This is a genomic window from Nonomuraea sp. K271 (genome assembly GCF_009908215.1).
Taxonomy (GTDB): Bacteria; Actinomycetota; Actinomycetes; order Streptosporangiales; family Streptosporangiaceae; genus Nonomuraea; species Nonomuraea longispora.
Window position 1 is genome coordinate 63358 of record NZ_JAAAHR010000012.1, and the last position, 22430, is coordinate 85787.

Here is a 22430-nt window from a genome sequence, read left to right on the forward strand (position 1 = left end):
CTCGAAAAATCGCCATAGTTGACTCTGACACCGTGTGAGGCCCTAAACCGGAGACGTCATGTTCAGCATCGGAGAGTTCGCCAGACTGGGGCTGGTGTCCGTACGCATGTTGCGGCACTACGACGCGATCGGTCTGCTGCGCCCCGCGCACGTCCACCCGGTCAGCGGCTACCGCTCCTACCAGGCCGCGCAGTTGTCCCGGCTCAACCGCATCGTCGCGATCAAGGACCTCGGCTTCACCCTGGAGCAGGTCAGGGCCATCCTCGACGAGAAGGTCAGCACGGAGGAGCTGCACGGCATGGTACGCATGCGCCGCGCCCAGCTCGAAGCGCGGATCAACACCGACCTGGCCAGGCTGCGCAGCGTCGAGGCACGCCTGCGGACCATCGAGACGGAGGGCTACATGGAAAGCGCGGAGGTCGTGCTGAAGCGCGTCGCCCCGATCAGGGTCGCCGAGCTCAGCGCCAGGGCGGCCAGCTACGAGGGAGAGGACATCGGCCCGGTCATCCAGCCTCTCTTCGCCGAGATCTGCCGCCGCGCGGAAGAGGCCGCGGTCAAGGTCGTGGGGCCGGGGGTCGCCTACTACGAGGAGCAGGACGACGGCTCCGTCATGGTCCACGCCTGCCTGCCGGTGTCCGCGGCGCCCGGCCACCACGACTTCCAGGTCCTCGACCTGCCGGCTATCGAGACGGCGGCCACGATCATCCACCACGGGTCGATGGAGGAGGTGGGGAAGACGTTCCAGACCCTGGCCCACTGGATCGAGGAGCACGGCTACCGTTCGCGCGCGCTGGCCAGGGAGGTCTCCCTGCACTGCCCGGAGAACCCGGACGAATGGGTGACGGAGCTCCAGATCGAGGTGACGCCGGCCGGATGACCGACGTCGAGCTCGAACACCACCGGGTGGCGCTGACCGGCTACTGCTACCGCATGCTCGGCTCGGGCTTCGAGGCCGAGGACGCGGTGCAGGAGACGTTCGTCAGAGCCTGGCAGACCTACGATCCGGCTCGGGGCACGCTGCGCACGTGGCTGTTCCACCTGGCCACCAACGTCTGCCTCGACATGCTGAGAGGCCCGCAGCGCCGCGCCCGCGCCATGGACCTGGGGCCCGCCGCCACCCCCGGCGACGCCCTGGGCCAGCCGCTCCCGCACAGCCGCTGGATCCAGCCCGTCCCGGACGCCAAGGTGCTCGACCCGGCCGAACGGGCGGTCACCAGGGAGACGGTCCGGCTGGCGTTCGTGGCGGCGCTGCAGCACCTGCCGCCCCGGCAGCGCGCCGTGCTCATCCTCCGCGACGTGCTCAAATGGTCCGCCGCCGAGACGGCCACCCTGCTGTCCACCACCGTCACGTCGGTCAACAGCGCGCTCCAGCGTGCCCGTGCCAAGCTGCCGCCGGCCGGGCAGGCCGACGAGACGGTGGACGAGAGCCTGCTGACCCGCTATGTGTCGGCGTTCGAGCGGTACGACGTGGCCGCGCTGGTGTCGCTGCTGCACGAGGACGCGACGTCGGAGATGCCGCCGTTCGCGTGGTGGTTGCGCGGGCGCGAGCACATCCACACGGTCCTGACCGCGGCCGCCGCGAGCGGCCAAGCCCCGTGCGAGGGCTCCCGCCTGCTGCCGGTCAGAGCCAACGGCTCCCCGGCCTTCGGCCAGTACCTGTACGGCGAGCCGTTCGCCCTGGTGGTTCTCGACGTCGCCGGCGGCCGCATCGCCGGCGAGGCCACCTTCCTGGATCCCGGCCTGTTCCCGTTCTTCGGCCTGCCGATGAGTTTCGCGGCGCCGCTCCGTACACGCTGATGAAGGAGGAACAGAACATGCCACAGATCGTCGAATTCCCCGAGCGGCCCTACGTCGGGGTGCGCGGGACCATCACCATGACCACCTTCGGCCTGGTCGCCGACCGGATCGGTGAGATGGTCGGCTGGCTCGCCGACCGAGGCCACGCTCCCGCGGGTGCGCCCTTCCTCAGGTACGAGGCCATCAACCTGCCGGAGGACCGGCTGGTGGTGCAGGCGGGCGTGCCGGTGGCCGGGCGGGTTGAGGGCGAGGGCGACATCTTCGCCGCCTCCCTGCCCGCGGGCCGCTACGCCACCGAGTCGCACCACGGCCACCCCGACCAGCTCTTCGGCGTCATCGAGGCGCTGCTGAAGTGGGGCGCCGAGCAGGGGCTCGCTTGGGACATGACGGAGAAGGACGGGACGGAGCACTGGGGCTGCCGGCTCGAGCTCTTCCAGACCGATCCGAGGGTCGAGCCCGACATGCACAACTGGGACACCGACCTGCAGTTCCGCATCGCCTGAGCAGGTCTCATGGTTGAGACCGACCCGACCTGTTGGTCTCAACCCCGGTCTCTTGCGGACCTGAATTGGCGTTGGTCTCATCGCTGAGACCATCCGTGCTCATCGCCAGGCGTCGACCAGGTGTTCAGCGGTGACGTGCGTGACGCCCTCCACCTCGCAGCCGCTCCGGGAGACGGCGTAGAGCGGCGTGGAGGAGTCGGCTCCGGGCATCTTGGACCGGTGGACGATGAGCTCGCTCAGGTCATGATGACCGAACGGGCGGTTCTCCAGCCATTTGACGGACCCGACCATCGTGATCTGCTTGGCGACCGGCTCCCGGTCTGCGCCGACGATGTCGATCTCCGGATCGTTGGTCCTGGTCCAGAAGCCTCCGATCGCTCCCGTCGCCTCTGGCAGGCCGTCCATACGGCGAAGCGACTCCTGGATCAGGGGCTCGACGGCGACTCCGCGCCATGATGTCCAAGACTTGCGGATCCGCTCCAGGACCTTGTCTCCCCGGCCGCGTTCGATGTCCGTCAGGCGGTTGGCGATGAAGGGAATCCAGAAGCGCAAGTGAGAGTCGATGACGCGGTAGCGCGACTCTCGTGAGGGGCGCGTCGACAAGGGCCGGTCCACAGCGATCATGCGCTTCTCGAGCAGAAGCTGAAGTGCGCGGTTCATCGTCGCGCGCGAAATACCCTGGGTGGCGGCCGCGATGTTGGAGTGTGTGCGCTGGCCTGACCCGATGGCGTTCAGGGTCTGGCGGGCATGCGCTTCCGGTGGAAATTCGGCGGCGAGGGCCCGCTCGCCGCCGACGACCAGAGCCGACAGCGGGTCGTGGAGTGCCTGCTCCAGATATGCCCAGAGTGGGGCGCCCTTGGGCCACTCTTCACAGATCATCGGCAACCCGCCTGACACCAGGTGTGCGTCGAACGCGGCCTCAGGGGGCAGATCAAGAGCCTGTCCGACGTCGTACGGTGTGAGGGGGCCCACTATGAAGTCGGCGGCCCGCTGGTAGAAGGGGCGGCCATAGGTGTTGATGGCCTCCATCATCGACAGATCCGAGCCGATGAGGAGAAGCAGGACCGGCAGTCTCGACAACTCCCTGTCGAAGAGCTTCTGAAGCACGCTCTCCAGCGTGGGATCCGCCTTGACAAGGTAGGGGAGCTCATCGATGACCACGATGCTGGGGGAGTGTTCGGGCAGGGCGCGTGCCAGGAGGGAAAGCGCGTCGTGCCACGATTCGGGGTGCTCGACATCGAAGACGGAAGCGGCGGGGAGGTTCGACGATGACGCCTCGTCCGTGAAGATGTGGAGTTCTTCACGGAGCGTCTGCCCCGTCGCCGTGTAGTACAGGTGAGGCACCTGTGCCTGCCGGATGAACTCCTCCGCCAGCCTGGATTTTCCGACCCGGCGGCGTCCTCTCATCAGGAGTGCGCGTCCGGGCCGATCGAAGTGACGGCGATTCGTCTTTTCGAGCGCACGCGTGAGGGCGGCCAGCTCTCGTCGCCTGCCGATGAAGGGTTCCACCGTTCCTCCAACTAGTCTCAACGATGAGACTAACGCAGCTATTGGTATCAAGGTGGGGATATTCTGGCCCTGAGCGGGTCGGTGGTCTCACGGATGAGACCACCGACGTTGGTGCATCCACCTGTGGATGGTTCACCAGTGGTTCAACCACGGGCGGGCCTTACCCGAGCGCCCCAGAACGGCTATGGCGTTGTGTCCGGCGGGTCGTTGTCCTGGGGGCGCGGTGTGACGGCGGCCCGGATGACCAGCGTCGCCACCCGTGCGATGAACGAAGGGGTGAGCACGGCGCCGGCCGCGCCCTGGCGGGCCGGACCGGACGACATCATCTGCGTGGCCCGGCCCGCGCCCAGGCAGGCCGCGGACGCGACGGCCACGGCCACCCACAGGCTGTAGCCCTGGGGAAGCAGCATGTCCACGAAGATCGGGTAGGTGACCAGCGCGCTCATGAACGCGATCGCCCAGGACGCGGTCCCGCCGGACGGCTGAACGGGTGGGGGGGCCTGTGGGCGGCGGCTCCTGCCGGAACGTGCGGGCGATGTCGCCATCGGTGTTCTCCTCTTGTCCGGGAACGTCGGTGTTCGGTTTGACTCCAGGTGGAAGGCGTCGAAGCGCGGCACGGAATGCGGCCGCTTTTCGGCGCCGGGACTATGAGGCGCTCGTGTTTCTCGTCTCCTGGGCAAACAGGAGAGCGGGAGCTCCTCGTAGTTGCGGCAAGCATGGCATGACGGCTCGCGCTCACGCTAGGTGACCGGGGCGTGAACGAGCCTTCTACATTTGTCTTAGTGCGCGCGGAAGAAAGACGAAGAGGTCTCCCGTTTGCCCGGGAGACCTCTTCTTCCAACGGTTTTCCGGCGCCCACCTGGAGTCAGCGGACAATCATCCGGAATCAGAGGAGGGGGCAGGGCCTGCTCGCGTCGAGGCGGGCCCGCCGTGCCCCTTCTCGGCCTTGCGTCCACAAGCTCGGGCCCAAGGTCATGGCTGCAATTGTACAGGTGATACGGCCGGATGTCCCCGCTTCCGGGGCCCGCTGCGGCGGTGAAATGACTCGATTGTGCGGTGTGTGGGACGGGTTTGCGTGTGAACTGAGAATAATTGGTGGATTCGGGTGGGATGAAGCGCTATGGGGAGGTATGAGGGGATTTTACGGCTGAGCGGTAGAGGGCCTTCCTCGTGTCATTATCCGTAGGGCGCGGCAGGAGAACCGGCGTTTCACATATACGGCCGGTGATGAGGTGCGCGTGACGTGCCGGGATTTATCGACGAGATATGTAGAGTGAACGCGCACGGAAATGCGATGCCATTCTCCGAGGTGTGTCACCAGGGCCTGCGGGTGGCCTGAGTAAAATTTACGGCGGGCCCGCGTCGGCGTGTTGCGGACCCGCTGGAATATCACCGTACGTTCCGCTTGAATAACGGAGAGTAACGATCCTCAGAGGTCGAGCAGGGCGGCGAGTTCCGTCTTCAGCAGGTCGAGCTCGCGGGCCGCTCCGGCGCGCGCCTCGGTCACCTCGCCCGCAACCGGCACGACCACCTCCAGGTAACACTTGAGCTTGGGCTCCGTGCCCGAGGGACGCACCACCACGCGGGCGTCCCCCGCCAGCGTGTAGCGCAGCCCGTCGGTCGGCGGCAGGCCGCCGACGCCCCTGGACAGGTCGTCCGCCCGCGACACCGCGCGCCCTCCGAGCGTCGTCGGCGGCGCGGCGCGCAGCCGCGCCATGGCGCCGTCGATCAGCGACAGGTCGGACACCCGGAAGGAGAGCTGCTCCGTGGCATGCAGCCCGTAGCGCCGGGCCTGGTCGTCGAGCAGGTCCAGCAGCGTACGCCCGGCGCGCTTGGCGGTCGCCGCGATGCCCGCCACCGCCAGCGCCGCCCCGATGCCGTCCTTGTCCCTGACCGGGAGGCCGGCGTCGGAGCCGACGCTGTAGCCGAGGGCCTCCTCGTAGCCGAAGACCAGCCCGGGACCCGCCTTGATGATCCATTTGAAGCCGGTCAGCGTCTCGCCGTAGCGCACGCCGCGCGCCCGCGCGATCCTGCCGAGCAGCGTCGAGGAGACGATGGTGGTGGCCACCATGCGGTCGCCGGTGGTGTGCGTGATGACGTGCTCGGCCAGCAGGCCCCCGACCTCGTCACCGGTCAGCATGCGGCAGCCGCCGCCGGGCAGCGGCACGCCCACCGCGCACCGGTCGGCGTCGGGGTCGTTGGCCAGGACCAGGTCCGCGCCCACCTTGGCGGCCAGGGCCACGGCCAGGTCCATCGCTCCCGGTTCCTCCGGGTTGGGGAAGGGCACCGTGGGGAAGTCGGGATCGGGGTCGCGTTGTTCCTCGACCACCAGCGGCGAGGCGAACCCGGCGGCCAGGAACGCGCCCGTCAGCGTGGCCGCGCCCACCCCGTGCAGCGGCGTGTAGGCCACCTTCAGGTCACGGGCCTCGCCCAGCGGCAGCGACTTCACCGCGGCGAGATAGTCGTCGATGATGCCTTCGCCCAGCTCCGTCAGGGTGCCGGGGCCGTCGATCAGCAGCTGGTCGACGCGGCCCACGGCATCGATGGCAGCCGAGATCTCACGGTCGATCGGCGGCACGATCTGGGAGCCGTCGGCCCAGTAGACCTTGTAGCCGTTGTCGCGCGGCGGATTGTGACTGGCGGTGACCGCCACGCCCGCGTCCGCGCCGAGGTGGCGTACGGCGAAGGCCAGCACGGGCGTGGGCAGGGTGGAGGGCAGGAGCGAGGCGTGCACCCCGGCGCCCGTCAGCACGGCGGCCGTGTCGCGGGCGAACACGTCGGACTTGTGCCGCGCGTCGTAGCCGATGACGACGTGCTTGCCGGGCCCGAGCACCGTGGCCAGGCCGGAGGCGGCGCGCATGACGGTGACGCGGTTCATCCGGTTGGGGCCGGCGCCGAGCTCGCCGCGCAGACCCGCCGTGCCGAATTCCAGCCGAGCGCCGAAGCGGTCCTCCAGCGCGGCCAGGTCGTCCTCCTCGATGAGGCGGGTGAGCTCGGCCCGGGTGTCGGGGTCGGGGTCCTGGGAGAGCCACTCGCGTGCCTCCCGCAGCACGCTCACAGGCGGTCCACCACCTTGGCCAGCAGCACGCCCATGCGGGCCGCCGTGGCCCTGCCGACCTCCAGGACCTCCTCATGGTCGAGCGGCTCGCCGGACAGGCCCGCGCCCGGGTTGGTGACCAGGGAGATGCCGAGCACCTCCAGCCCGGCCTCGCGGGCGGCGACGGCCTCCAGCACGGTCGACATGCCGACCAGGTCGCCGCCCAGCGTGCGGCACATGCGGATCTCCGCGGGCGTTTCGTACGTGGGCCCGCGGAAGGCGATGTAGACGCCCTCCGCCAGGGCCGGGTCGATCTCGCGGACCAGCTCGCGCAGGCGGCGGGAGTAGACCTCGGTGAGGTCGAGGAACGTGGTGCCGGTGATCGGGCTGGACCCGGTCAGGTTGATGTGGTCGCTGATCAGGACGGGGTCGCCGACGTTCTGCGTCTCGGGGCGCAGCCCGCCCGCCGCGTTGGTCAGCACGACAGTGCGGACCCCGGCAGCGGCGGCCGTCCGCACGCCGTGCGTCACCGCGTCGACCCCCAGCCCTTCGTAGAGGTGCGTACGCCCGAGGAACACGAGCGCGTGCCGCCCCGCGGAGGTGCGTACGGCGCGGATCCTGCCTCCGTGCCCCGCCACGGCGGGAGCGCGGAACCCCGGCAGGCCGGTGAACGGAACCTCGCTCACCGTCTCGCCGATCGCGTCGGCGGCGGGCACCCACCCCGAGCCCATGACGAGCGCCACGTCGAAGGTGTCGAGGCCGGTGGCGGCGCGCAGCGCCGCGGCGGCCTCGCCGGCCAGGGTGTACGGGTCGTCACTCACGTTTCAGTAGTTTAGGAGGAACCGGTCCAGAACCCGCACGCCGAAGTGCAGCGCGTCCACCGGCACCCGCTCGTCCACGCCGTGGAACATCGACGCGAAGTCCATGTCCGCCGGCAGCCGCAGCGGCACGAACCCGAAGCCGCGCACGCCCAGGTCGGCGAAGAAGGTCTTGTTGTCGGTGCCGCCCGACATGCAGTACGGGATCGCCCGCGCCGCCGGGTCCTCGGCCTTCAGCGCCGCGATCATCGACTCGACCAGCGCGCCGTCGAACGTCGTCTCCAGCGCGATGTCGTGGTGCACGAAGTCGCGCCGCACCTTCGGCCCGAGCAGCGAGTCGACGGTCTTGAAGAACTCGTCCTCGAAGCCCGGCAGGAACCGCCCGTCGACCACGGCCGTGGCCTGGCCGGGGATGACGTTCGACTTGTATCCGGCGTCGAGCTGGGTCGGGTTGGTGGTGTGGCGGAGCGTCGCGCCGACGAAACGCACCAGCGGCCCGATCCGGTCCAGGACCGGCTGCGGGTCGTTCTCGTCGAACGGGATGCCGTAGGCGTCGGCGACCTCGGTGAGGAAACGCCGGACCGTGGGCGTGTAGGTGAGCGGCCAGTCGTGCTCGCCGATCCTGGCCACCGCCCTGGCGACCTCGGTGACGGCGTTGTCGTCGTTGAGCATGGAGCCGTGGCCCGCGGTGCCGTCGGCGGTCAGCTTCATCCAGGCCAGCCCCTTCTGGGCGGTCTCGATGAGGTAGAGCCGCAGCGACGGGTCGATCTCCAGGGAGTAGCCGCCGACCTCGCTGATCGACTCGGTGACCCCTTCGAAGAGCTCGGCGTGGTTGGCGGTGAGGTATTTGGCGCCGTACACGCCGCCGGCCTCCTCGTCGGCCAGCCAGGCGAAGACGATGTCGCGGCGCGGCCTGCGGCCCTCGCGCTTCATCTGGCGCAGCACCGCCAGCATCATCGCGTCCATGTCCTTCATGTCGACCGCGCCGCGGCCCCAGATGTAACCGTCCCGCACCTCGCCCGCGAACGGGTCCACCGACCAGTCGGCGGCGTTGGCCGGCACCACGTCCAGGTGTCCGTGGACGAGCAGGGCGGGCAGGGACGGGTCGGTGCCCTCGACGCGGGTGACGACGTTGCCGCGGCCCGGCTCGCTCTCGACGTAGGTGGACTCGATCCCGACCTCGGCCAGCCTGGCCATGACGACCTCGGCCGCGGCGCGTTCGCCGGGCCCGCTGCCGTCCCCGTAGTTGCTGCTGTCGACGCGGATCAGCTCCACGCAGAGGTCGGCGACTTCCTTCTCGGCAGGTGTCATGGCGTTTTCTCCCAACGGTGATCCAGCGTGAGCAGTCCGGACTTGTGCAGGTGGCCGCGCTTGTGCGCGCGGGTGATGAGGGTGAGGTCGATGTCGGTGATCTCGTCGTGCCTGCCGACGACGCCGGTCAGGAAACGGTAGAGGTCGGCCTCGTGGGCCGCCACCACCTGCACGATGAGGGAATGGGTGCCTGTGGTGGCGGCGCAGTACCGTACGCTCTCGTGCGCGGCGAGCCGGCGGCCCACCTGGTCGAGCCCGTGGGGGCGTACCTTCAGCCAGAGCATGGCCTCGACCTCCAGGCCGAGCAGCGCGGGCTCGGCCTCGGCCCGCGGCCGCAGCAGCCGCCGCTCCAGCAGCGAGGTGACGCGCCGGCGGGCGGTGGGCACGGAGATGTCGAGCCGCTCGGCGACCGCGGTGAAGGCGATTCTGCCGTCGAGGGTGAGCAACTGGGCGATCTCCTCCTCCAGCGGCGACAGGCCGTCCTCGTCGGGCAGGCACTCGGGTGGCGGCGGGGGCCGGAGCTGGGCGACCTCCCGCTCGGTGAGGTAGGGGGCGTGCCACTCCGCGACGGTCGTGAAGGTGTGGAGGACGACCTGGGTCTGGGTCTGTACGACGCCGTCGATGTCGCTGATCTGGGCGGAGACGATGTGGTGCAGGTCTTCCCGCGACGGGGAGACCAGCTCGCTGCCGAGGTCGGCGGCGCCGGTCAGCGAGTAGACCGAGCGCGTGTCGGGCCGTTCGGCCAGGGCCCGCGCCACCTTGCCCGCGGTGCCGGGCCGCACCTGTACGTGGAGGTGGACGGGACGGCCGTGCCCGGTGCGCAGGTCGTCGTAGATGGCGGTGATCCGGACGATGCCCTCGGAGATGAGCCGCTGGAGGCGACGGGCGACCGTACGTTCGTGCTCGCCGACGGCCCTGCCGAGCTCGCCCCACGAGGCACGCGGGCTGACCTGCAGCGCGGCGACCAGACGCCGGTCGAGAACATCCACCTACAACCATCTCAATGTCGGGTATGTAAATAAATTCCCAGGTAATTGACTGTTTCGGTCGTCCCATGCACAGTAGGCCATCACCGCACTGTTCAGCAAAGGAGCCATCCGTGGCGACTTCCCCCAGCCAGCAGTCACCACTCGGCATCCCCAGAAGCCGCGTCCGCCAGCTGACGGCGGCCAGCATCGGCAACGTCGTCGAGTGGTACGACTGGTACGCCTACAGCTTCCTCGCGATCTACTTCTCCCGTCAGATCTTCCCCGAGAGCGCGGACAACAGTCTCGTCCCGCTGCTGAGCTCGTTCGCGGTGTTCGCCGTCGGCTTCTTCATGCGCCCGCTGGGCGGCCTGCTGGTCGGCGCGTTCGCCGACAGGTACGGGCGCAAGCTCGCGATGACGGGCACGATCGTGCTGATGGGCGTCGGCTCCCTGCTCGTGGGCCTGACCCCCACCTACGCGGCCGTCGGCGTGCTGGCGCCGATCATCCTCGTCGTGGCCCGTCTCATCCAGGGCCTGTCGGTGGGCGGGGAGTTCGCCGCCGCGACCACGTTCCTCGTGGAGTCGGCCCCGCCCCGCCGCCGCGGCCTGTTCTCCAGCTTCCAGTACGTCAGCACCACCATCGGTCAGCTGCTCGCCTCAGGACTCGCGGCGGTGCTGGCCACCACGCTGATCGAGGCCGACATGGACGCGTGGGGCTGGCGCATCCCGTTCTTCGTGGGCGCCGTGCTCAGCCTCGTGGGCCTGTGGATCCGCAGGGGCGCCGACGAGACCTCGGCCGTGGTGGAGGAGGTGCGCCAGGGCAAGGCCGAACGGCAGAAGATGTTCGAGTTCCTCAGGCTGCACCCGAGGTCGGCCGCCACCATCGTGGGCATCACGATCGCCGGCACCGTCGCCTATTACACCTGGACGACGTTCCTGCCGACGTACGCGCAGATCACCGTGGACTTCGACGAGGCGAACTCGCTGCAGATCGGTACGATCTCGCTGGTCTTCTTCATGATCCTGCAGCCGCTGCTCGGCATGTTGTCGGACCGGATCGGGCGCAGGCCGATGCTGATCACGTTCGGGCTGGGGTTCGTGCTGCTGCCCGTGCCGCTGCTGAGCCTGCTGACCGACTCGTACGGCAGCCTGCTGACCGTGCAGCTCATCGGCATGGTCTTCCTGGGCTGCTTCACCTCGATCTCGGCGGCGGTGAACTCGGAGCTCTTCCCCACCCGGGTGCGCGCGGCCGGCGCGGGCTTCCCCTACTCGCTGACCGTGGCGCTCTTCGGCGGCACCGCCCCGCTGATCGGCACCACGATGCAGGAGACGGGCAACCCGGGGCTCTTCCCGTGGTACATGTCGGGACTGGCGCTCATCTCGACGCTGGTCTACATCTTCGTGCTGCCGGAGACCAAGGACCAGCCGCTGCGCTAACCGCCGATCGAGGTGCAGGGGCGCTCCCGCAGCTCCTTGACGTAGTCGTCGGGGGCGCCCGCCCGCTCGGCCGCCTCGGCCAGGCTGCCGAGATAGCGCGCCGACGGCAGGCCCCCCTCGTAGCCGTCGAGCACGTAGAACCAGGCCACGACCTCGCCGTCGAGGGTCTGCACCCGCAGGCGCACCTTGTGGTAGCGCCCGCGGACCGCGCCCTCCCACTGGTCGAGGGAGGTCTCCTCCCACTCGGGCACGTCGTAGAGCACGACGAACACGTGCTCGTCGGGGTCTTCGACGATCGTGGCGACGGCGCCCTCCCAGGCGAGGTCCATCCCGCCGAACGTCAGGCGCCAGCCTGGCAGCCAGCCGACTCCCCAGATGGGGGAGTGGGGGGCACGCATGGCCATCTGCTCCGGGTCCATATTGGTGCCGTAGGCGGCATAGAGCCTGAGGTCATTGGACTTGCCCGAAGGATTCGAAAGCCACGCCACGATCCACCCCTCTCGCCGGGTGCTGCTTCGCCATCCAGCTACCGCGCCATACTGCCACGCCGGTCGCCGCAGTCGATCCATCCGGTTCAGGTGGCGTGGCCCGGTTGCCGCCCGCCCCACCGCGTACGGGACAATGGGGACGTGACAAGGATCGCGATCATCGGTGGCGGACCAGGCGGTTACGAGGCAGCACTCGTCGCCGCGCAGCTAGACGCGCAGGTCACCCTGGTCGAGGAGCACGGTCCCGGCGGCGCCTGCGTGCTGACCGACTGTGTGCCGTCCAAGACGCTGATCGCGACCTCGGTCCGCAAGCAGGCGCTGCTCGACGCCCCTTCGCTGGGGGTGTCGTTCACCGGCGGCCCCGACGGTGACGCGGGCGTGGTGGGCGTCGACCTGCCGCAGGTCAACCGGCGCGTCAAGGAGCTGGCGCAGGCGCAGTCCGCCGACATCGCCACGCGGGTGGAGGCCGAGGGCGTCGAGATCGTCAAGGCCCGCGGGCGGCTGGTCGACCCGCGGGTGGTGCGCGCGGGCGACCGTACGATCCAGGCCGACGTCGTGCTCGTGGCCACCGGCGCGACCCCGCGCGTGCTGCCGGGCGCCGAGCCCGACGGCGAGCGCATCCTCACCTGGCGTCAGCTCTACGACCTGAAGGAGCTGCCCGAGCACCTGATCGTGATCGGCTCCGGCGTGACGGGCGCGGAGTTCGCCGGCGCCTACCGCTCGCTGGGGGCGGAGGTCACGCTGGTCTCCAGCCGCGACCGGATGATGCCCAACGAGGACGCCGACGGCGCCGAGGTGCTGGAAGAGGTCTACCGCCGGCGCGGCATGAACGTCATGGGCCGCTCGCGCGCCGCCTCCGTCAAGCGTACCGACGACGGCGTGGTGGTGACGCTGGAGGACGGCCGCACGGCCGAGGGCTCGCACGCGCTGATGACCGTCGGCATGGTGCCCAACACCTCCGGCATCGGCCTGGAGGAGGCCGGGGTCCAGCTCGACGCGGGCGGCTTCGTCAAGGTCGACAAGGTCTCCCGCACGTCCGCGCCGGGCGTCTACGCGGCCGGCGACTGCACGGGCGTGCTCATGCTGGCCTCCGTCGCCGCGATGCAGGGCCGCATCGCGGTCTGGCACGCGCTCGGCGAGGCCGTGCAGCCGCTGCGGTTGTCCACCGTGGCCTCCAACATCTTCACCGACCCGGAGATCGCGGCGGTCGGGGTCGCGCAGCGGGCGATCGAGGCGGGCGAGGTCGAGGCCAACGTGGTCAAGCTGCCGCTCGCCACCAACGCGCGGGCCAAGATGCAGGGCTTCAACGACGGGTTCGTCAAGCTGTTCTGCCGCCCGCACACGGCGATCGTGCTGGGCGGGGTGGTGGTGGCGCCGGGCGCGTCCGAGCTGATCCTGGCGGTGTCGGTGGCGGTGCAGCAGCGGCTCACCGTCGACCAGCTGGCGCACACGTTCGCGGTCTACCCCTCGATGTCGGGCTCCATCACCGAGGCCGCCCGCCGCCTCATGCAGCCGGGCGTCGCCATCTAGTACTCCAGCCGTAGATCGCGATCTTGTTGCTGGAGCGCGGTGGAGAGGGGGCAGCGGTCAGTCGTCGACGAGATCGAGCTGGGCAGCACAGGCGTCCGCTAGTCAGGTCCTTCGAGACGGCGGGCATCTTTGATCTCGCTGATCCTGGCAGCCGTCATCGGGGTCCACTCCCTCCTCTCTCCAGCGGCACGGAGGGCTTCTCCGACCTCGCTGAGCTTCACGGAGGACAACACGCCCGCCCGCTCGATCAGGTCTTCCCGGGCCACGGTGGTCAGCCATGTGCACGGAGTAAGGCCTGGACGCGGGAACGCGAACCGCAGCACGCCTTCGAAGGGCAGTCCTTCCGGGGCTCCTACGGCCACTTCAACGCCCAGGCCGCTGATGTCGACGCCCGCTGGCGCAACGACCTGCATCGCCTGAAACCCGGATGACTCCTCGTCCGAGAGCAGCACGACCGGGCGTCGCTCATCGAAGTCGACCCACCAGACTTCACCGCGTTGCATGTGTCCTCCTGACACGAGACGGCGGGCGAACGCTGCGTGCCCCGTGCGGGACATGGAAGGGATGCGGCCCCGTCTTCGCACGTCGTGACCGAGGGGCGGTGAAGACGGGCGCGGCCATCGTTGATCATCGGTGTGTGAAGAATGAAGATCATGCGGTGGCCGCGAGTCACAGCATAGACCCTGCCCGCTGGCAGGAGGCGTTCGAGGTCCTGATGTCCCGCATAGCGGGCCGGTTGGCGCGGGTTGAACCCCGGCGTCGGGTACGGGACCTGGTGCTGGGGCTGCTGTCGGACCTGCCGCGCAAGAACTGCTGGAGCATCGCCGAGTGGGGCCGGGCAGGCCAGTCCGCATGGAATGCAGCACCTGCTCGGCAGGGCTAAGTGGGATGCCGACACCGTGCGCGATGACGTGCGCGAGTACGACGCTCAGGTCGCTGTCTGCCTCGTCTATGCAGGCGCCGCGGACACGCGGCGATCGACCGCGAGCTGTAGGTCCCGCGCTCGTGGACGGGCGACCCGGACCGCTGCCGGGCGGCGGGACTGGGCGAGGACACCGTCTTCGCGACCAAGCCGGAGCTGGCCGCCCGCGTGATCGGCCGGCTCCTTGACGCTGGGCACCGTGTGGGCTGGGTCGCGGGCGATGGGTCTACGGCGGTAACCCCAAGCTGCGGGCCGCGCTGGAAGAGCGCCAGGTCGGCTACGTGCTCGCCGTTGCTTGCTCGGCGGAAGTCACCACGGGCGCGGGGAAGTTCCGCGCGGATGCCCTGGCCGTGAAGGTGCCGAAGTGGGCCTGGCTGAAACTGTCGGCAGGGGCCGGCGGCAAGGGGCACCGCTTCTACGACTGGGCCGTCATCGACCTGGCCGAACCCCGCCTCGGCAGCCACCAACTCCTGATCCGCCGCAACCGCACCACCGGTGAACTGGCTTACTACCGTTGCTGGTCGCCGGCTGCGGTGCCCTTGGCCACGCTGGACTCCGGCAAAGACCCGTTGGTCCGGGCTTGGCGTTACCCGACGCCGAACTGCGGTATGGCTCGTTCGCGGGTGGGGTGCTCCCGTATGCGGGTGCACGCGCACCGGCACGCATCGACGCGATCACCGACGGGGAGGCACCATGCCCTACGTAGCCACACGCGACGGCACGCAGATCTTCTTCTACGACTGGGGCAGCGGCCCGCCGGTCGTCTTCAGCCACGGCTGGCCGCTCAACGCCGACGCCTGGCACGACCAGCTCAAACTGGTGGCCGACAACGGCTTCCGGGCGATCGCGCACGACCGGCGCGGGCACGGCCGCTCCAGCCAGACGTGGGACGGCTACGACTTCGACACCTTCGCCGACGACCTGAACGACCTCATCACCGCACTCGACCTCACCGGCGTCACGCTCGTGGCCCACTCGATGGGTGGCGGCGAGCTGGCCCGTTACGTCGGCCGGCACGGCACGTCCCGCCTGCGCAAGGCGGTGCTGCTGTCGGCGATCCCGCCGCTGATGCTCAAGACCGACGCCAACCCCGAAGGGACTCCGCAGGAGGTGTTCGACCAGCTCAAGGCCGGCATCCTCGCCGAGCGCTCGCAGTTCTGGCGTGACAGCGCGGAGACCTTCTTCGGCGCCAACCGGCCGGGCAACAAGGTGACGCAGGGCAACAAGGACGCCTTCTGGCTGATGGGCATGGCCGAGAACATCCAGGCGGGGGTGCTCTGCGTGGACGCCTTCTCCTCGACCGACTTCACCGAGGACCTCAGGCAGTTCGACATCCCGACGCTGGTCGTGCACGGAGACGACGACCAGATCGTGCCGATCGCGGCGTCCGGCGACAAGTCCTCACAACTCATCAAGAACTGCTCCTACAAGGTGTACGAGGGCGGCTCCCACGGCATTGCCCTCGTTCCGGGGCAGAAGGAGCGCTTCAACGCCGACCTGCTGGAGTTCCTACGCGCCTGACCGGCCCCGCGATTAGGGCGGCTCACGGCCGATCCGGCCCTATGCTGGCATCCTTCGAAAGGGCGTAGGACATCTACGGGTGCTGATCCGTTTCAGGATGGACTTGGGAGTCACCCGTCTCGACATGGATCCCGAGACTGGCGAGATCAGAATCTGGCACCGTCATGGCGGAGATCGAGAACCCTGCCCGACTCCCCGGGCTGGCCCGCCGAGAGCTTCGGTGGTGGATCGGTGATCACCCGTCCCTGACCGGCCTTCACCTCATCGCGACAGAATTGGTCACCAACGCGGTCGTCCACGGTGCCGGCCCCTGGGTCCGGATGAGCCTGCGGGCGGTCGATGAGGGGGAACGGGGTTACTGGCGGCTGGCCGTCGAAGACCCTGGCCTGTCGGCCTCCGTCCCCCATGCCGCGCATGCCGGGCCGCACGAGTCGCGAGGTCGGGGCCTGTGGATCGTGGACGACCTCACCCGTGGCTGCTGGGCCACCGATCGCACGCGGACCGGCGAACGGGTCGTGTGGGCGCTGCTGCCGCGGGAGGCCGGTCCTTGAAGGTGGATCGAGCTGGCAGGGCGTTGACGTTTGTTGGTATGGACAGCAAACTAATTCACGAGTTGGCGCAGCCGTTCGAAGGAGCCTCCATGCCCTATCGCCCCCCGCTGGTCGCGCACGAGTACTTCGTGGCGGACCCGCCCGAGCTGCCGGTCCGCGCGCGAGGCGAGGGCGGCCCGTCGGTGCTGACCGCCGCCGAGCTGGTCGCGGCCGACGGCGCCGAGGTGATGCTGAAGGCGGTCACCTCGGCGGAGGAGACCCTGGTCGTCCAGGTGGGCGTGGCGGGGGAGGGCGTCATCCGGGTGCGGTTGTCGGAGGACCCGACCGCCAGGCCGCGCTCGGAAAGGGCCATCTCCCTGGTGACGCCCGGCGGTTATCCGGAGGCCAGGGCCGAGGTGGCGCCGGGCGAGTCCATTGTGATCGACGCCGGCTCGCTGCGCGCCGAGATCAGCCTCGCGCCGTGGCACCTGCGATTCACCGACGCCTCCGGCGCCACGCTGACCGAGCAGGACCGCGGGCACATCGACATCAGCGGCAGGCTGCGTACGCTGCCGTTCGGCCGCTCCTCGGCGGGCGGCGCGCCCGTGGCCTACCACGAGAGCTTCGCCGCCGCCCCCGACGAGACGTTCACCGGGTTCGGCGAGTCGTTCACCCGGCTGGACAAACGCGGCCAGCGGCCCGTGATGTGGAACTTCGACGCCTTCGGCGCGGAGTCGCAGCGGGCGTACAAGAACGTGCCCCTCTATCTGTCGAGCAAGGGGTACGGCGTGCTCGTCGACAGCGGGGCGCCCGTGGAGTTCGACGTGTGCCAGTCGACCCACAGCGTCGTGCAGATCCTGGTGCCCGACGACGTGATGGACTACTACGTGATCGCCGGGCCGGCGCCGGCCGACGTACTGGACCGTTACGACCGGCTGACCTGCCGGCCGGCGCTGCCGCCGAAGTGGGCGTTCGGCACGTGGATCTCCTCCGGGTTCTGCGTGGACAGCCAGGAGCGGGTGCTGGCCAGGGCGCGCACGATCAGGGAGCGCGGCATCCCGTGCGACGTGCTGCATTTGGACACGTACTGGCAGGCCGACGGGCACTGGTCGGATCTGCGGTGGGATCCGGTGAACTTTCCCGATCCGGAGGGGATGCTGTCCGAGCTGGACGGGATGGGGTTCAAGGTCTGCCTGTGGATGAACCCGTACGTCTCCCATCTGAGTCCCGCCTTCGAGGAAGCCGCTGAAGCCGGATATTTCCTGAAGAATCGTGATGGTGAGGTCTACGTTGCCGACTGCTGGCATGGCTCCTTCCCGCCCTGCGGCATCGTCGACCTCACCGACCCGGCGGCGGTCGACTGGTTCACCGGCCTGCTGCGCGGGCTGCTGCGCCAGGGCGTCGCGGCGTTCAAGACCGACTTCGCCGAGGGCGTGCCGAGCGACGCGGTCGCCGCCAACGGGATGACCGGCACCGACCTGCACAACGTCTACACCCTGCTGTTCAACGACGCGGTCGCCGCCGTCACCCGCGAGGTCCGCGGCCACGACCTGGTGTGGGCGCGTTCGTCGTACCTCGGGGGGCAGCGCCACAGCGCCCAGTGGAGCGGCGACACCTACACCAGCTACGCCGCCATGGGCAGCACGATCAGGGGCGGGCTCGCGCACGGCCTGTCGGGAGTGCCGTTCTGGAGCCACGACGCCGGCGGCTTCACCGGCCGTCCCACCGACGACCTGTACGTGCGCTGGACCCAGTTCGGCGCGCTCTCCCCGCTGCTGCGCCTGCACGGTACCACCACCCGCGAACCCTGGGAGTTCCCCGAGGTCGAGGAGGCGGCGGTGGCGGCGCTGAGGCTGCGCTACCGGCTCATGCCCTACCTCTACTCGGCCGCCGTCGAGGCCGCGCGCACGGGTGCGCCGATGATGCGGGCGCTGTGCGTGGACCACCCCGGCGACCCGGTGGCCTGGCAGGCCGACCTGGAATATCTGCTCGGCCATGACATCCTGGTCGCCCCCATGACCGCGCCCGAAGGGGTCAGGCAGGTCTACCTGCCGCGCGGCACGTGGGTCGACTACTGGACGGGCGAGGTGCTGGAGGGCTCCCGCTACGTCCGGGCCGCCAAGCCGCTCGACCAGATCCCCCTGTACGCACGCCACGGAGCCCTCATCCCCGTCACCGAGCCGCGGGAGACCGTCGGCGTTCCGGCGGAGATCACCCTCGTCGCCTTCGGCGGCGGCGACGGGAGCACCGAGATCCACGACACCGACGGCGTGACGGTCGCCGTCGCCACCAGGGACGGCGACGAGCTGCGCGTCGCCGTCACCGGCCCGAAGCGCGTCACCGGGGTCGAGATCGTCCCGGTGCCCGGAGCCCCCGCGCGAACCGTCATCGTGTGAACCCCTGGAGAGATCATGGTCAAGTTGAGAGGCGCCTCGGCGCTGGCCGCCGTGGTGCTGGCTCTGTCGGCGTGCGGCTCGGGCTCCGACGCCCCGTCGCCCGCGGACAGCGGGCAGCCGCGCGTGCTGAGACTGTGGCACTACGAGTCGGCCGGCAGCGCCATGGGCAGGGCGTGGGCGGAAGCGATCAAGAAGTTCGAGGCGTCCCACCCGAACGTGACCGTCGAGTTCGAGGAGAAGAGCTTCGAGCAGATCCAGAAGACGGCGAGCATGGTGCTCAACTCCGACGAGGCGCCCGACCTCATGGAGTACAACAAGGGCAACGCCACCGCCGGCCTGCTGTCCAAGCAGGGCCTGCTCGCCGACCTGACGGAGGAGACCACCAAGCGTGGCTGGGACAAGCTGCTGACCGGCGGTCTGCAGACCACCGCGAGGTACGACGACCGCGGCGTGATGGGCTCCGGCCAGTGGTACGGCATCCCCAACTACGGCGAGTTCGTGATGGTCTACTACAACAAGGACCTCTTCGAGAAGCACAAGGTCGAGGTGCCCGAGACGTTCGAGCAGTTCACGGCCGCGCTCGACACGTTCGTCAAGGCCGGGGTGACGCCCATCGCGAACGCCGGCGCCGAATACCCGGCCCAGCAGATCCTCTACCAGCTCGCGCTCACCAAGGCGCAGAAGCCGTGGCTGGAGGCGTTCCAGTCCTACAAGGGCAAGGTCGACTTCCACGGCCCCGAGTTCACCTACGGCGCCGACACGTTCGCCGACTGGGTGAGGAAGGGGTACCTCGCCGAGAACTCCTCCGGGCTCAAGGCCGAGGACATGGGCGTGGCGTTCATCAACGGCGAGTTCCCCATCATGATCAGCGGTAGCTGGTGGTACGGCCGCCTCGTCACGGAGATCAAGGACTTCGCGTGGGGCCACTTCCTCTTCCCCGGCGCCACCATGTCGCCCGGTTCGAGCGGGAACCTCTGGGTGGTGCCCGAGCGGTCGGAGAACAAGGACCTGGCCTACGACTTCATCGACATCACGATGAGTAAGGAGATCCAGAACCTGCTCGGCAACTCAGGCGGCGTGCCCGTGGCCGCCGACCCGGCCGCGATCACCGACGAGAAGGGCAAGGAGCTCATCGAGAGCTTCAACAAGCTGACCGCCGCCGACGGCCTGGCCTTCTACCCGGACTGGCCCGCGCCCGGCTACTACGACGTGCTCGTGGCCGGCGTCCAGAACCTCATCAACGGCAGCAAGACCACCGCCGAGGTGCTGGACGAGATCGCCGGGCCGTACGAGGACAACCTCGCCGACCTCGGCTTCTAGATGAGGAAGCGTACGAGGGGGTACTGGCTCTACCTGGTCCCCAGCCTGCTGCTGTTCCTCGCCGTCATCGTCGTGCCGTTCCTGATGAACGTGGGCGTGAGCTTCACCCGCTGGTCGGGGGTGGGCACGCCGCGGTGGATCGGCCTCGACAACTACACCAGGCTGCTCGGCGACGAGCGGTTCTGGGGGTCGTTCCAGCACAACGTGGGGCTGATCGTGGCGATGGCCGTCGTGCCGACCGCGCTCGGCCTCGTGCTGGCTGCCGCGTTGTTCGACTACGTCGGCAGGCGGTTCGGCCCGCGGACGGCCTCGGCGATGCGGGCGGCGTACTACCTGCCGCAGGTGCTGCCGGTCGCCATCGCCGGCGTGGTGTGGGGCTGGATGTTGCACCCGTCGTACGGCGCGGTCAACCAGATCCTCGGGCTGGAGCTCGACTGGCTCGGCGATCCCGACCTGGCCCTGGCCACCGTCATGGCGGTCATGGTCTGGTTCCAGCTCGGCTATCCGGTGGTGATCTTCATGGCCGGGTTGCAGCGGACGGACCCGTCCTATCGCGAGGCGGCCGAGATCGACGGGGCCTCGTGGTGGCGTACGTTCTGGCACGTCACGATCCCGCAGATCCGGCCGGAGATCTTCGTGGTGCTGCTGACGTGCACGATCGCCGCGCTCAAGGTGTTCGGGCCGATCTTCGTGCTGACCCGCGGCGGCCCCGGCAACGCCACCATGGTCCCGTCGTACTTCTCCTACCTGAACTTCTTCCAGAAGAGCAACGTCGGGTACGGCTCCGCGATCGCCACGGTGCTGGCCCTCGTCATCGTCGTGGTGACGTTCCTGTTCCTGCGCGTGCAGGAGCGTGAGCCATGAAAGGGCCGGGGCGCTGGGCGGTGGTGCTCGCGCTGGCCGTGCTGGCGGTGGTGATGCTCTTCCCGTTCGCGATCGTGGCGATCAACGCGGTCAAGTCGCCGGCGGAGTACAGCTCCCAGGGGCCGCTGAGCCTGCCCGACGGGCTCTACTGGCAGGGCATCGTGGACTTCTGGAACCGGGTGGAGTTCGGCACGAAGCTCTGGAACAGCTTCGTCATCAGCGCGTCGGTGTCGGTGCTGGCCGTGGTGTTGTCGGTGCTCAACGCGTACGCGCTGGGCATCGGCAGGGTGAAGGGCCGGCTGTCGATCCTCGTGGTGTTCCTGGTGGCCAACACGCTGCCGCAGGAGTCGCTGGCCTACCCGCTCTACTACCTGGCCAAGGCGGCAGGCCTGTACGACACCCGGCTGTCGGTGATCATCGTCATGACGGCGATCCAGGCGGCGTTCGGCACGTACCTGCTGAGCGCGGTGCTGGGCCGGTTCCCGAAGGAGATCCTGGAGGCGGCGGCGATCGACGGCGCGGGCCGGCTGCGGTCGCTGGTGCGGATCGTGGTGCCGATCAGCCGGCCCACGCTCAGCGTGCTGCTGATCTTCTTCTTCATCTGGACCTGGAACGAGTTCTTCCTGCCGCTGATCCTGCTGGTATCGAACGACACCCAGACGGTGCCGGTCGCGTTGGGGGTTCTGCAGGGCGAGAGGTACATGGACGCCACCATGTCCAGCGCCTCGGCCCTGCTCGGCGTCGTCCCGGCGATCGCCTTCTTCCTGATCTTCCAGCGCACGCTGACCCGGGGGGTGACGGTCGGCGCCGTCAAATAATTGGATAGCGTTGTTATCCATTCTATGAGATAGTGGTGCTATCCAAAAGGAGGGTGCGTATGACTGTGATCGTGTTGCTGGTCGCCACGCTGGTGTTCCGGCTGCTCGGGATGCTGAAGGTGCGACGGTTCGCCACGTGGCGGGTCAGTGCCGCCCACGGGCTGGCCGCCATGCTCGTCATGACCGCCAGTGCCCATTTCGTGCCGGCGGGGGTGACCGTCATGCCCAACCATGCCGACATGGTTGCCATGGTGCCGCCGTTCGTGCCGTTCCCCGCGCTGATGGTGTACCTGACCGGCGTGCTGGAGCTGGCCGGGGCGGCCGGGCTCGTCCTCGCCCGCACCCGCGGCGCCGCGGGCACCTGCCTGGCGCTGCTGTTCGTGGCGATGCTGCCGGCGAACATCCACGCCGCGCTGGCCGACGTGCCGTTCGCGGGCGGTGAGGCCTCGCCGCTGTGGCAGCGGATCCCCGAGCAGGTGCTCTACATCGGGATCGCGCTCTGGGCCGCGGAACGTCCGGCGGCTCTGTGGGCGCGATTTAATTCGTCGTCCATCCAAACTATTGACCGTGAGCGCGAGCGTGTGTGAGCCTTCTGATGAGCTCATGCGCGAAGGCGCGGCGACGGTCAGGGTCCTGCACTCTGCTCGTGCATGGCGGGTCAT

Annotated in this window: 20 protein-coding genes and 1 pseudogene; 13 read left to right on the forward strand and 8 right to left on the reverse strand. The window is 69.1% G+C overall.

Going from position 1 to position 22430, the window contains the following annotated elements; all coding sequences use genetic code 11:
- The first annotated feature begins 58 nt into the window (after nucleotides 1–58).
- Genes GUY59_RS06390 through GUY59_RS06400 form a run of 3 tightly spaced genes read left to right on the forward strand, consistent with a single transcriptional unit; the run spans nucleotide 59 to nucleotide 2300 of the window.
- Nucleotides 59–877 (forward strand): MerR family transcriptional regulator, encoded by an 819-nt coding sequence (locus tag GUY59_RS06390; protein ID WP_138199525.1) that lies wholly within the window; start codon nucleotides 59–61, stop codon nucleotides 875–877.
- The gene (locus GUY59_RS06395; RefSeq protein WP_138199524.1) at nucleotides 874–1797 is read left to right on the forward strand and encodes a sigma-70 family RNA polymerase sigma factor; all 924 of its coding nucleotides are present in this window, start codon (nucleotides 874–876) and stop codon (nucleotides 1795–1797) included. Before GUY59_RS06390 ends, GUY59_RS06395 begins: the two co-directional genes overlap by 4 nt.
- Nucleotides 1798–1814: 17 nt before the next feature.
- A complete protein-coding gene (locus GUY59_RS06400; protein WP_138199523.1) occupies nucleotides 1815–2300 on the forward strand; it encodes a GyrI-like domain-containing protein in 486 nt (161 codons plus the stop codon).
- Between the two features lie 99 nt (nucleotides 2301–2399).
- On the opposite strand, the gene GUY59_RS06405 is transcribed toward GUY59_RS06400, so the two are convergent.
- The 6 genes from GUY59_RS06405 to GUY59_RS50550 all read right to left on the reverse strand — a co-directional run bounded on the left by GUY59_RS06405 (nucleotide 2400) and on the right by GUY59_RS50550 (nucleotide 9964).
- Nucleotides 2400–3809 carry an ATP-binding protein gene (locus tag GUY59_RS06405; RefSeq protein ID WP_138199522.1) on the reverse strand — a complete coding sequence of 470 codons (1410 nt, stop codon included), beginning with the start codon at nucleotides 3807–3809 and terminating at the stop codon, nucleotides 2400–2402.
- Nucleotides 3810–3991: 182 nt separating this feature from the next.
- On the reverse strand, nucleotides 3992–4354 hold the full coding sequence (locus tag GUY59_RS06410; RefSeq protein ID WP_138199521.1) for a hypothetical protein: 363 nt from the start codon (nucleotides 4352–4354) through the stop codon (nucleotides 3992–3994).
- 884 nt (nucleotides 4355–5238) lie between these two features.
- Nucleotides 5239–6867 (reverse strand): phospho-sugar mutase, encoded by a 1629-nt coding sequence (locus tag GUY59_RS06415; RefSeq protein ID WP_138199520.1) that lies wholly within the window; start codon nucleotides 6865–6867, stop codon nucleotides 5239–5241.
- Nucleotides 6864–7667, reverse strand: a complete 804-nt coding sequence (locus GUY59_RS06420; protein ID WP_138199519.1) for a purine-nucleoside phosphorylase — start codon at nucleotides 7665–7667, stop codon at nucleotides 6864–6866. The genes GUY59_RS06415 and GUY59_RS06420 overlap by 4 nt, the downstream gene beginning before the upstream one ends.
- A 3-nt stretch (nucleotides 7668–7670) precedes the next feature.
- Nucleotides 7671–8975 (reverse strand): M20/M25/M40 family metallo-hydrolase, encoded by a 1305-nt coding sequence (locus GUY59_RS06425; RefSeq protein WP_138199518.1) that lies wholly within the window; start codon nucleotides 8973–8975, stop codon nucleotides 7671–7673.
- Nucleotides 8972–9964 carry an Lrp/AsnC family transcriptional regulator gene (locus GUY59_RS50550; protein WP_138199517.1) on the reverse strand — a complete coding sequence of 331 codons (993 nt, stop codon included), beginning with the start codon at nucleotides 9962–9964 and terminating at the stop codon, nucleotides 8972–8974. The genes GUY59_RS06425 and GUY59_RS50550 overlap by 4 nt, the downstream gene beginning before the upstream one ends.
- 110 nt (nucleotides 9965–10074) lie before the next feature.
- Here GUY59_RS50550 and GUY59_RS06435 point away from each other — a divergent pair, with 110 nt between their 5' ends.
- Entirely contained in the window at nucleotides 10075–11379 is a 1305-nt protein-coding gene (locus tag GUY59_RS06435; protein WP_252374838.1) for an MFS transporter, read from the forward strand.
- Here the strand turns inward: GUY59_RS06435 and GUY59_RS06440 are convergent.
- Nucleotides 11376–11867: a gamma-glutamylcyclotransferase gene (locus tag GUY59_RS06440; protein WP_281283588.1), complete on the reverse strand. Its 492-nt coding sequence runs from the start codon at nucleotides 11865–11867 to the stop codon at nucleotides 11376–11378. The genes GUY59_RS06435 and GUY59_RS06440 overlap by 4 nt on opposite strands.
- 141 nt (nucleotides 11868–12008) lie before the next feature.
- On the opposite strand from GUY59_RS06440, the gene GUY59_RS06445 reads away from it, so the two are divergent.
- Nucleotides 12009–13397: an NAD(P)H-quinone dehydrogenase gene (locus GUY59_RS06445; protein ID WP_132329997.1), complete on the forward strand. Its 1389-nt coding sequence runs from the start codon at nucleotides 12009–12011 to the stop codon at nucleotides 13395–13397.
- Between the two features lie 98 nt (nucleotides 13398–13495).
- Here the strand turns inward: GUY59_RS06445 and GUY59_RS06450 are convergent, their stop codons facing one another.
- Nucleotides 13496–13954: a type II toxin-antitoxin system PemK/MazF family toxin gene (locus GUY59_RS06450; protein ID WP_330849139.1), complete on the reverse strand. Its 459-nt coding sequence runs from the start codon at nucleotides 13952–13954 to the stop codon at nucleotides 13496–13498.
- A gap of 101 nt (nucleotides 13955–14055) precedes the next feature.
- Here GUY59_RS06450 and GUY59_RS06455 point away from each other — a divergent pair.
- The 8 genes and pseudogenes from GUY59_RS06455 to GUY59_RS06490 all read left to right on the forward strand — a co-directional run.
- Nucleotides 14056–14870 (forward strand): annotated as a pseudogene (locus tag GUY59_RS06455) (IS701 family transposase); the annotation flags it as partial.
- Between the two features lie 142 nt (nucleotides 14871–15012).
- Nucleotides 15013–15840 carry an alpha/beta fold hydrolase gene (locus GUY59_RS06460; RefSeq protein ID WP_138199514.1) on the forward strand — a complete coding sequence of 276 codons (828 nt, stop codon included), beginning with the start codon at nucleotides 15013–15015 and terminating at the stop codon, nucleotides 15838–15840.
- Between the two features lie 164 nt (nucleotides 15841–16004).
- Nucleotides 16005–16391, forward strand: coding sequence for an ATP-binding protein (locus tag GUY59_RS06465; RefSeq protein ID WP_138199513.1), 387 nt, complete (start codon nucleotides 16005–16007; stop codon nucleotides 16389–16391).
- Between the two features lie 89 nt (nucleotides 16392–16480).
- Nucleotides 16481–18766: a TIM-barrel domain-containing protein gene (locus GUY59_RS06470; protein ID WP_138199512.1), complete on the forward strand. Its 2286-nt coding sequence runs from the start codon at nucleotides 16481–16483 to the stop codon at nucleotides 18764–18766.
- A 15-nt stretch (nucleotides 18767–18781) separates the two neighbouring features.
- Nucleotides 18782–20086, forward strand: coding sequence for an ABC transporter substrate-binding protein (locus GUY59_RS06475; protein WP_138199511.1), 1305 nt, complete (start codon nucleotides 18782–18784; stop codon nucleotides 20084–20086).
- Nucleotides 20087–20950 (forward strand): carbohydrate ABC transporter permease, encoded by an 864-nt coding sequence (locus tag GUY59_RS06480; RefSeq protein ID WP_138199510.1) that lies wholly within the window; start codon nucleotides 20087–20089, stop codon nucleotides 20948–20950.
- A complete protein-coding gene (locus tag GUY59_RS06485; protein ID WP_138199509.1) occupies nucleotides 20947–21768 on the forward strand; it encodes a carbohydrate ABC transporter permease in 822 nt (273 codons plus the stop codon). The genes GUY59_RS06480 and GUY59_RS06485 overlap by 4 nt, the downstream gene beginning before the upstream one ends.
- A gap of 59 nt (nucleotides 21769–21827) precedes the next feature.
- Nucleotides 21828–22355 carry a DoxX family protein gene (locus GUY59_RS06490; RefSeq protein WP_236666896.1) on the forward strand — a complete coding sequence of 176 codons (528 nt, stop codon included), beginning with the start codon at nucleotides 21828–21830 and terminating at the stop codon, nucleotides 22353–22355.
- The last annotated feature ends 75 nt before the right edge of the window (nucleotides 22356–22430 follow it).

Excerpts from the sequence above, each read along its gene's own strand:
- GUY59_RS06485 (WP_138199509.1), top strand. The coding sequence starts at position 20,947 with ATGAAAGGGCCGGGGCGCTGGGCGGTGGTGCTCGCGCTGGCCGTGCTG.
- GUY59_RS06465 (WP_138199513.1), top strand. The coding sequence starts at position 16,005 with ATGGCGGAGATCGAGAACCCTGCCCGACTCCCCGGGCTGGCCCGCCGA.
- GUY59_RS06490 (WP_236666896.1), top strand. The coding sequence starts at position 21,828 with ATGACTGTGATCGTGTTGCTGGTCGCCACGCTGGTGTTCCGGCTGCTC.
- GUY59_RS06400 (WP_138199523.1), top strand. The coding sequence starts at position 1,815 with ATGCCACAGATCGTCGAATTCCCCGAGCGGCCCTACGTCGGGGTGCGC.
- GUY59_RS06460 (WP_138199514.1), top strand. The coding sequence starts at position 15,013 with ATGCCCTACGTAGCCACACGCGACGGCACGCAGATCTTCTTCTACGAC.
- GUY59_RS06425 (WP_138199518.1), bottom strand. The coding sequence starts at position 8,975 with ATGACACCTGCCGAGAAGGAAGTCGCCGACCTCTGCGTGGAGCTGATC.
- GUY59_RS06475 (WP_138199511.1), top strand. The coding sequence starts at position 18,782 with ATGGTCAAGTTGAGAGGCGCCTCGGCGCTGGCCGCCGTGGTGCTGGCT.
- GUY59_RS06390 (WP_138199525.1), top strand. The coding sequence starts at position 59 with ATGTTCAGCATCGGAGAGTTCGCCAGACTGGGGCTGGTGTCCGTACGC.
- GUY59_RS06450 (WP_330849139.1), bottom strand. The coding sequence starts at position 13,954 with ATGTCCCGCACGGGGCACGCAGCGTTCGCCCGCCGTCTCGTGTCAGGA.
- GUY59_RS06480 (WP_138199510.1), top strand. The coding sequence starts at position 20,087 with ATGAGGAAGCGTACGAGGGGGTACTGGCTCTACCTGGTCCCCAGCCTG.
- GUY59_RS06470 (WP_138199512.1), top strand. The coding sequence starts at position 16,481 with ATGCCCTATCGCCCCCCGCTGGTCGCGCACGAGTACTTCGTGGCGGAC.
- GUY59_RS06410 (WP_138199521.1), bottom strand. The coding sequence starts at position 4,354 with ATGGCGACATCGCCCGCACGTTCCGGCAGGAGCCGCCGCCCACAGGCC.
- GUY59_RS06395 (WP_138199524.1), top strand. The coding sequence starts at position 874 with ATGACCGACGTCGAGCTCGAACACCACCGGGTGGCGCTGACCGGCTAC.